Annotated in this window: 6 protein-coding genes; all 6 read left to right on the top strand. The window is 31.0% G+C overall.

Annotated elements, in window-relative coordinates; translation table 11 throughout:
- The first annotated feature begins 181 nt into the window (after nt 1–181).
- The 6 genes from HNQ03_RS11560 to HNQ03_RS11535 all read left to right on the top strand — a co-directional run bounded on the left by HNQ03_RS11560 (nt 182) and on the right by HNQ03_RS11535 (nt 9,792).
- The gene (locus HNQ03_RS11560) at nt 182–1,444 is read left to right on the top strand and encodes a hypothetical protein (protein ID WP_226927501.1); all 1,263 of its coding nucleotides are present in this window, start codon (nt 182–184) and stop codon (nt 1,442–1,444) included.
- Between the two features lie 13 nt (nt 1,445–1,457).
- Entirely contained in the window at nt 1,458–1,901 is a 444-nt protein-coding gene (locus HNQ03_RS11555) for a hypothetical protein (protein WP_173779841.1), read from the top strand.
- Between the two features lie 264 nt (nt 1,902–2,165).
- Nucleotides 2,166–2,975, top strand: a complete 810-nt coding sequence (locus HNQ03_RS11550; protein ID WP_226927500.1) for a DUF4280 domain-containing protein — start codon at nt 2,166–2,168, stop codon at nt 2,973–2,975.
- Nucleotides 2,976–2,979: 4 nt separating this feature from the next.
- Complete coding sequence (locus HNQ03_RS11545) at nt 2,980–6,432, top strand: glycoside hydrolase family 19 protein (protein WP_173779840.1); 3,453 nt, start codon at nt 2,980–2,982, stop codon at nt 6,430–6,432.
- Nucleotides 6,433–6,436: 4 nt separating this feature from the next.
- On the top strand, nt 6,437–7,735 hold the full coding sequence (locus HNQ03_RS11540; RefSeq protein ID WP_173779839.1) for a hypothetical protein: 1,299 nt from the start codon (nt 6,437–6,439) through the stop codon (nt 7,733–7,735).
- 872 nt (nt 7,736–8,607) lie between these two features.
- Nucleotides 8,608–9,792: a hypothetical protein gene (locus HNQ03_RS11535; RefSeq protein ID WP_173779838.1), complete on the top strand. Its 1,185-nt coding sequence runs from the start codon at nt 8,608–8,610 to the stop codon at nt 9,790–9,792.
- Nucleotides 9,793–9,814: the final 22 nt, after the last annotated feature.

Raw genomic sequence — 9,814 nt, 5'->3', positions numbered from 1 at the left:
AAAAATGAATACAATGTAGATTTTGAAGAAGAAAATTTAGGATTATTTGCAGATTTTAAATTGAATATCGATTACACTGGAAAAACATGTAGAATGAAAAAAGCTGATGCAGAAATATGCATAGAAGTAGAAAACAAATTTTTCTACGAACAAAAAATAACACTTATCAATAAATAAAATTATGGCAAACCCAGGAGTAGAATTTGTTGGCAAAACACCTATTAAAAGAAAATTAATTACCAAGTATTTTGTACGTGGTTGGTGGACGGATAGTAACGATATGCCAATAAGCGAAGCTCTTTTTGGAGATACGGTAAAATTTCATTTGCAAACACAAGAAATCCCCATTGGGGAAAATGTTACGCTCAAACTTTTTGATGATGATAACATTTTAAATACGATCGAAGATCATGAAGATGATGAGATAGGGTTGGTTTACAGCACAAACGGACAGGCAGCAATTACGGATCAGGTTGATGGAAATAAAAAAGTGGTCAAAACTATTATTTTGGATAATTTTGAAAAGATGTTGCGTTCAGAAGCAGACGGTATTCTGGAATTATACTTTAAATGCACATACGATTCCGACGTGGACGTAAAAATGCCAGATTTACCACAAAACTACCTGCAAGTAAAGGGTGTGCCAAAAATTATTTTAGTAAATGGACATTGGAACAGGATTGCCAATTTTATGGGAATGTCACCTGGTTCTGGTGGAGAAGGATACTGGAATTTTTTTACTGGGAATGTAAAAGGTTATAAAACGGCTGCAGATAATTATTTTGGAATTAAAAGTAAGGAGCCACATTTTGTAGATGGCTCTTCTTTGTGGGGAGGAAGTGAAAGTGGCGGACAAAGAAAAAAGCGAGGATATGAATATGCCAGAGAAAATTTTGATGAATTAAAAAGAGGCTTGGGAAATGAAAAAGCTTACGTTATATCACACAGCGAAGGTGGAGCCTGCGCGGCAGGAGTTTGCCAATATTTAAAAGAAAATAATATTGATGTTGGGGAGTCATTAATGCTTTCTGCAGATGAAGGTGATGAATTTACTGTAGAAGGAAACTATCCATGTTACCAGATTACAGCAGGGTATTTAACGCATGACTATATTACAAAAAGATCAAGATTCGAAATTGATCCTGTCGTGATGGATAATAGGATCTCTGGAGTAAATAGATATGGAGTATATATTTCGAACGGTGGTTTGACAACCGTGCACGGTGCTACTATAAATACATCTGTTTTTAATTTAGTAACCACATTGAAAACATTAAATGTTCAGTTAGCATTGAACAGCCAGGGTCAATCTGTTCATCAGACTTCACCAATGGATGAAAAATGGTACAGAATCGATGAATATAGAATATATAACAAGAAAATTGATATCTACCCTACCAACAACTCTAATATAATAGAAATGTACCGTGAAAGACAGGATTAAAATTTAAATTATTATGAAAAAAACATACAAAATAGCAATACCTATTATAGGTTTAATTATTTTAGGATTTATCTTCAATCCCTTTTATTGGCTGATGCAACCAATGAAAAAAGGAAATCAACCAGAACTTTCTAAACAAGAAAAAGATTATTTTCAACAACTTACAAAGAAATATGACTGTGGGTTGAAAAGGCTTTACATAAACAAAAATAAAGATAATGAAGATACACTTTTTGAAGATCAATACGATAAAATTCCCTTTATCTATTCTCTTTCAATTGATTTGCCAAAAGTAAAAGATATTTCCGACAGCGATATAAAAGATATTTGTTTACACATAAAAAATGAAATCCTAAATAACGATGTTGATCTTACTGAAATTATTATTTATAAAAATTATGACATTTATCGATATTTGTACGATGCAAAATTAGATTCGTTGGTTTTAAAGAAATAAATGGTACAACTAAAAAAGTTAAATACAAGAATTTGAACGAAAATTTTTGGGACATTCTAAAATTATAGGATGATAATAAAATTTTTATTTAAGAATTCAGAATAAATTGAAAATATTACAAAATTGTATTTTTTCATATATTTGATAGTACATTTTTAGGCAAAGATCATTTAAAACAGAATATTTCATCATTTATCATAAATATTGCATTCGATTAAAATTAAATTTTTTTAATAAAAAAATATTTTTCAAATAAATTAAATTATGGGAGAACCAATTCCACATATAATACAGAGTGGCGAGAATTTGATGGATATCGCCAAAAAATTGGGGCTAAAAGATTGGCATCAATTAAAAGAATATCATGATTCTGTTTCTGAAGAGAAAACATCGGAAACACCTTTTGCAGGCTCTACTTTGATGACGCCATCGCAGGAAGAAATATATGAGATGAATGGTGAAGAACCACCGTTGGATCCCGTAGAAGAAGAAAAAGAAGCCGAACAAAAACAAGAAGAAGAAAAAAAGAAAGAAGAAGAGGATAAAAAACAAGAAGAAGTTTCCAAAGGGGAACACGACGGAAAATATTTTGTAGTTCATGGTGCAAAATGTGTATGCGATAAAGCGGTAAACCCAATGCAGACAGCAGATCTACAAGTTACTTCTCATAAATCGATTGTATTAAATGATCAATCCAAAAAATATTTAGCAACAGAAGATGATAAGACTTTTATTCCACCTTCTGCAACATTTGGGCAATGCAAATTGCAACCAACAACTGGAGGATATTTACCATGCACACTTTCACCCGCACCAAAATGGACAAAAACATATGAAAGCACACAAGTTTTAGGTAAAAAAACCCTTACAGAAATTTCAGAACTCCAATGCATGATTGGTGGAAAAATAACCATCAACAAACATGGGCAAACAGATAGTGTGAGCAATGCACATGCAGACAATACAGATCCGCTGGAATTGGCTGCAGTAAATCCTGCGATAAAAATGCCAAAGAAAGCAGATACAATTCCAGTTATTGATAGTGTAGAAATAATTTTGAAACCGAAAATATAAAATTATGGCAACAATAATTCGTCCCAATCAAGAATTTACAACTAAAGCTACGGTAAGTAGAGGAGACATACAAATGGTCTCCTGGATTATATTTAGTGGACATAATTCTGACTCTGCAAACATTTTGCAAATTCAGCCAAAAATAGGTTTAGAATTAGATCACAGTTTTTCCCAAGAAGGCAAATATAGAATAGCGGCATATCAAAAAGAAATTCAAACAAAAGAAGATTATCAATCTTCTACCGAGCTTAAACATGTCGATATAACGGTAAATTACAATATATTAGATGGCAATAAACTACAGCCCAAAAATCCTGAAAATTTTTTAACTGGAGATTCCTTAAGAAAAAATTTCCCTGCCGTTTTTGAAGCTAAATTTCTTATAAAACCACCAACAGCAGATGAACTATCCAGATTGCAGTTTCGATTGGAAGATGCTGCAGGAAATAAATTAAATGAAGGTTCGGCTGCAGCAAATGTATTTACTTTCACCCCCGGAAATTCTAATGCAAAGTACCGTCTAATCGCAGAATATACCAATGAAGCAGGTGTTGTTTCCAAACAAACATTTTCAGGTACTAGTAAAGCATTATCTATAAAAGACATTACGCATGGCGCACAATTGGTTCGACCAGGAACAGCCATGAGTTTTAGTATAACAAAAACCCAATTTCAATTTCCTGTTGGCAGTGGTTCTGATTTACCAGAAAGCGGAGAAATTAAATGGAACCTTGATAAAACGTTGATAGGTACAGGCAAAACAATTTCGATACCTGGAAATTTATTGCTGCAGAAAAAAAAGTATCACATAGAAGCATATGTTACCTCTGCCTTAAAAAAAATAGGAGGAGATAACAATGATAGTGCGAACAACGATTGGCATTTTGAAGTAAAAGAAAACATCGTAGAAAAAATCAAAACTATAAAGAAACCAAAAGCCGGACTGATTGGAGATTTTGAAATAGAGGAAATGACCTTTAAAGATTACAATGTTGCAAAAGATGGCGCGATTTCCTGGAGATTAACTGGACCCGAGACAGGAGGAGGATCTGAAAAAACGTTTTCAAAATTATTTAAAATTGCAGGAGAATATACCCTATCCTGTACTATGGGTGGAAGGGCTTGCAAAGAGCCTTTGGAAATATCCATAGTAGCACCAATAATAAATGTAGATAAATGCAAATGGATAGACAAAGATAATGGAAGTGGAAACATCATTACAAAAGCAGGACAAAATCAAGAAGTTTGCTTATTTTTATCTGGAGATGGTCTGGATAATGAAAACCTCACTTTAAATATTTATGATGATGATACTTTAGGTAAAACACTTGTTTACACTTTCACATTTGATTCTAATGACAAGCACAAGTCAGGCTTTTATCATCCTTTTACAATCACAGAAGATATAATAACTAAAATCAAGGAAAACGGAACTGCAGATTATGGAGATTTATTCTTTAATATTGTGCGCAACAACGTTGATCTTCAAATAAAAAATGGCGACAAAAAATTAGGAGAATTTCTGAAAGTAACATTAGATCCAGAAATAATTAATGCGTATTTCTGCGATGCCAATGATACCAAGCAAATTTTAATAAGTGCATTAAACGGTGCATTATATTTTAAAATATATGCCATCAATATGGTAGATAAAAAAGTAGAAATTAATTTCCTTACAGAATCAGATGCTTACTGGAGCTGGAAAGATGAGTTGGAACTTGATGATTTTGAAGATATTAAAAGTAAATTTTCCGACGAAAGAATTACAGATACCAAAACAGCAACATTTAATAAAAAAGGAGAAATAATAGTTCCCGTTGATTTATCTAAAATAGGCAAACCAAAAAACTTTATCCGCCTAAATGCGATGGTAAAAATCATTGACGAGACAAATAAAGGAGAAGCGCAGGGTTTTTATATGATTCATAAAGATCTTACCTTGCTTTATCCGCCAGCAACATTGCCCAATTTGGCAGAAAATAAAGGTGCAGTGATGGTGGGAAGGGAACAGATAAGTGGAGGTGAAAATAAATCGGAAGACAAATGTCCAAGATGTGAGGATGAGATTACATTAAAAATTATTGAAGACGCTTTTCAAGTTTATTCAAATCAAAAAGATTTTAGAGAAAAGATTGTTTCAAGCTTAAATAAATTTATAAAACAGAGAAAGGATCAAGGAAAAGATTTGCATCTAAATACATGCTTGAGAAAAGCGCATTTTTTCGCTCAAGTTGCAGTAGAAACACTAGGAATCCATGGAGACTGGACTGTAGAAGGCAAAATGAATCATTCTGTTACCTCGGCGAAGTCTGCCTTTGGAGATAGAGCTAAAGCCCTAGAAAGTAAAGGTTTGTTGTCTTCTTATTGCAACGATAGACCGCAAGAAAGACTACTAAATTATATGTATGCAAGAGGAAATGGTTATGATAATGGAAATGGAATTGAATCAAGTGGTGATGGTTGGAAGTTTAGGGGAAGGGGCTTAAAGCAAATAACTGGGAGGGGTAATTATAACATGATTTCTGGAGTCCTAAAAGATATTTTCCCAGCCGAATATAATAAATTACCACAATCAAATAGAGGAGAAGAAAGATTAGAATCTCATCCTGAAAAGGTGGAAGAGATAGATTATGCTGTAATTACTGCTATCGCATATTGGGAAAAACACGAAATTTGGAAACTTGCAGATAAAATTACATCTAAATCGAATAGTGATGATGATTTTAAATCGATTAGAAAAAAAGTAGTTGGAGAAAGTGGTTTTAAATGGAAAGTTGCAAAAGATTATTTTCAAAAAACCTATGATGCATTTAGAGTTTCAGAATGTCAGCAGGTATTTAGTGAGAATTCTGCAACGACAGGCGACTACAATCTATACAAAACAGATTACATAAAAAAAACATATTCGAAAGTAATGACCTCTGAAAGTAAAACATATAAATTTGAAGTTTATAAAAATGGTGTTTTAGAAAAATCTTACACATTAGAAAAAAGTGAACATGGTTTTTTTAATTTTCCAGAATCAGGTGTTAATTGGGGAAGATATGGAACAAGAGATAGTGGCAAATCTATTGGAGGAGATAACTGGGCTAAAGAAGAGTGTGTTGCCGCATTATTAGGTTTCTTTTATTCTGTAAAAGAAAGTGCGATAAATGAAAAATTATTTTATAATGACATTTCTTCCCATGATGGCGTAACGAATTTAGGGCACGAAACTCATAAAACAGGTAAGGATATTGATATCAGATATCCTGGATGTACTAACAGCGATGGAGAACAACTGTGGACAGTCGCAAAACAATATTGGGGCAGTGAAAAAAAATTAGATGAAATAATGCAAAAGATTTATAAAATTGCAGTTGAGTGGAATTTCGTGAAAAATTATCAGTATAAAACTGTCACCAATGCTTCTTACGCAGGTAAACATGCAAATCATTTTCATATCGGACTAAAATAATATTATGAAAAATAAAATCCTTTTCCTTTTATTGTGTCTTTTTATAGGATGCAAACAAAATGCTCAAAAGTATAATTATGAGTTAGCAGATTCTAATGAATCCTATATTATGGACAACTGGGATGATGCACAAAAAGAAGACTATTATAATAAAGTAGGAAATATTGTTACTGAATTTTTATTGAGAGAAAATTATACCTCCCCTACTGAACTAACTTTTAACAAAGTAGTAAAGGATAAGTTAGGCATAATTGTTAATCCAGAAAAGGGTTACCAAAAAATAAGATATCATAGTTTTGAGAGTGATAGTGTTGAGGGATACACTCCGCAATTGATTATTTTTCCTTCTAAAAGATTAATTTCCTTTTCATTTGAACTTCCTCTGTTAAATAAAAGTAGTTTAAATTACTACAATTCTAATGATTTCAAAAATTTAGACCATAGCAAAGAATATAATATAGTTATTAATAAATTATTATTTAATCCTAATGAAGAAGAAATATATGAATGGCTTACTGATAAGCAACTAGATGATTTATTCATATATCTTGTTTGCAGTTTTCACTTTGATAAAAACGAAAAAATACTTCAGCACGTAATTATAAAATTGAAATCTAATACAGAGAATTATGACGACCAATATTTACAACTGCTTTTCCAAAGAAATAAAAAAATAATTGATAAAAATTTTATATCCAAAGTTGCAAATATAGATTCGGATAGAAAATTATATAATTCTTTCAAAAATGCTCTTATATCAAAATTTAATGACGAAGAACAAAAGACATTTCTTCGAGAAATTGCAGAGATTTATGAAGGAAACAAGAAACATTCACAAAATGATAATATCTCATTTTACGTAAAGAATGGATTTCAAATTATAGACGAAATAAGTGTAGACCTAGATGGAGATTTAGACGATGATAAAATATACATCACATCATCAGAAACTGAAATAGTAAATGCTCAAATTATTATTTTAAAGAATAATAATAACTCTTTTTCATTATGGGCGCGAAATGATTCTACTCCTATAATGGGACAAAAAGAGTACAAAAAAACCGTAACAAAAGGGGTGTATTTCACATTAGAATATAACAGAGATATTGAGGACAAGTACAATCAGGATAATTTCTTAACTTTTAAATTAGAAGACAATGTTTTTATTTTACATAAGTTTAGCCAAGATATTTATGATGTGAAGTCTGATATTAAATTACCGACAAAAAAATGGACAAATAAATTCTTTGGACATATTGAACTTGAAAACGTCTCCTATGATTTCATTGAAAATTTAAAATAGAAAAAACCAGAGTAATAGATTACGGTTGTAATCTTCCTGTAATCTTCCCCAAAAACAGAGACATTTAAAAATAATAAATTTTGATTATTACACTTAATTGCATATCATTTTACATATTTGTTTTAACTACTTTCAAACGCACATAAAAAATGTGTAAAATTCAGTAAAATATACCAAAGATAAATGCAAAGAAGCAAACTTTACAAAGCAAGAATTTGCTAAAAGAGTAGGAGTGGCTTTCATAGTGGTAAGAAAGGTAGCAGAAGGAAAGGAGAATTTAACTTTAGCAAAAGTAAACCAAGTTCTTTTAAATTTGCCCGTAAATTAATTTCAGTATCTTTAAAAGAAATCGAGAAACAAGAATATTTTAAAACGTATCACAGTACATAGAAAAGTGTATGTTGAATTTCTATTGAACAAAAAACAAAGAAAATTATATGGCGATAAGCAGTAAATTAGATATTTTTAAATAGAAATATACTTATAAATCAATACCTTATTTGTACCATAAAAATATAACTTATTGATTTTCAGCACTCGTTATTTTTGAAGAAGTCAAATAATTAGCAATTATCATCGATTAATATCGATTGAAATAAATTAGTAAATCGCTGTAAACGTAATGTTTACAGCGATTTTTTTGCTTTGGAAATTTTTCAATAGTAGTTGACTTAATCCTTTTTCAATTTATTTGTAAAGCATTCTATTGTAGGTAAAGGCATATTTCATTTGGCTTTACATAAGATTTTTACGAGTCAGTTCTAAGAAAAATAAATAAAGAATATTTGCTTTGCTTTCTAGAAATTTTAGTTAATTTTAGAAATTATATTTTATCATTTGTAAAATCAAATCAAACAATTCCAAAATAATAAATGCCGCAAGATTTAGTTAATTTTTTCAACAATTTTGAAGCAGATTGGTTCATGCTGTTCTTCTTAATGTTCTTTTCTATGGGAGTTGCCATTTTCCATACTTTAATTTTAGATGGTATTTATAGGATAAAATTTAAACCCAATTGGCTATTTTTTGTTTTAAACCCAGCTCTTATTGGTTTTGCAGGCTTGTTTGATACTAGATTTGGAGCAGTAGTTTTCGCATTTTTATTTCTATCTGTATTTGTTTTGGGTATTTTCGGGATGTTTTATGCTGCGGTACGATCTACAATTTTCGATAATAGAGCAAAAGACGCAGCTCTAATAAAAGATGGAAAGCCGCCTATTCCTTTTTGGAAAAAATTGTTGTCTGGTTTTGTCGTTATAATTTTCATATTTTTATTTTTCACAGTGAAACCTGCCTACATTGTGGTATTCTTTTTTATTGTGCTTCCATTTATTTCCAGTTTGAAAAGCAGTAATAAAAAAAGTTTTTACAATTTGCAAAGAACTTTACCAACTTCAAAAATTCGATCTGTTGCAATGGGTTTAGCAGAAATTTCTGGAAAAGTTCGGATGATTAAAAGTAAGAATTCACCTATTAAAAATGTACCCTGTATTGGATATTTATACACCATTGAAGATATTTCTAGAGATAAAGACGGCAAAGAATCTTTCAGGATCGTATTTTCCGAGACAATTTGCGAATCTTTTTATGTGGAAGATGCAACCGGAAAAATAGAGGTAAAAACAGATGAAATAGAATTTTTAGATTTTAAAGTTGGAGAACAATACAGATCTTCTGGAAAAAGATATAGGGAATATCTGCTTCTAGAAAACGCTGAAGTCTTGATGATTGGAAAAGCTTCTAATAAAGAAAATTATCAGCCAATTTTTGAATATGAAGAAGTAAAAAAAGTATTTGCAATTGCACCTGTTGCAAGTGTAGAAAATTGGAATAATTTGCGGCCATTGCTAAAGTCAGCTTCATATTACGCATATTTTTTTGGGTTGATGATCGCCTTAGTTTTAATTTCGGATGTTAATTTGAGTTCTTCAAATTTTAGAATCGGAAAATTTCAATTAAATTTACAAAATTCACAATCCGACAATAATGATCTAGAGCAAGAAGCTTTCGATCCAGATGCAGCAGAGTATTCTGTTCCGGTGGAATCTGCAAAATAATTTAATAAAAGAAGAAGAAAAT

Origin of the sequence: Frigoriflavimonas asaccharolytica (assembly GCF_013294015.1) — a bacterium.
Classification (GTDB): Bacteria; Bacteroidota; Bacteroidia; order Flavobacteriales; family Weeksellaceae; genus Frigoriflavimonas; species Frigoriflavimonas asaccharolytica.
Note: the sequence above shows the minus strand (reverse complement) of the source record. Positions and strands in the feature narration are given on the sequence as shown.

Coding starts and splice junctions, on each gene's coding strand:
- HNQ03_RS11560 (WP_226927501.1), top strand. CDS start 182: ATGGCAAACCCAGGAGTAGAATTTGTTGGCAAAACACCTATTAAAAGA.
- HNQ03_RS11555 (WP_173779841.1), top strand. CDS start 1,458: ATGAAAAAAACATACAAAATAGCAATACCTATTATAGGTTTAATTATT.
- HNQ03_RS11550 (WP_226927500.1), top strand. CDS start 2,166: ATGGGAGAACCAATTCCACATATAATACAGAGTGGCGAGAATTTGATG.
- HNQ03_RS11545 (WP_173779840.1), top strand. CDS start 2,980: ATGGCAACAATAATTCGTCCCAATCAAGAATTTACAACTAAAGCTACG.
- HNQ03_RS11540 (WP_173779839.1), top strand. CDS start 6,437: ATGAAAAATAAAATCCTTTTCCTTTTATTGTGTCTTTTTATAGGATGC.
- HNQ03_RS11535 (WP_173779838.1), top strand. CDS start 8,608: ATGCCGCAAGATTTAGTTAATTTTTTCAACAATTTTGAAGCAGATTGG.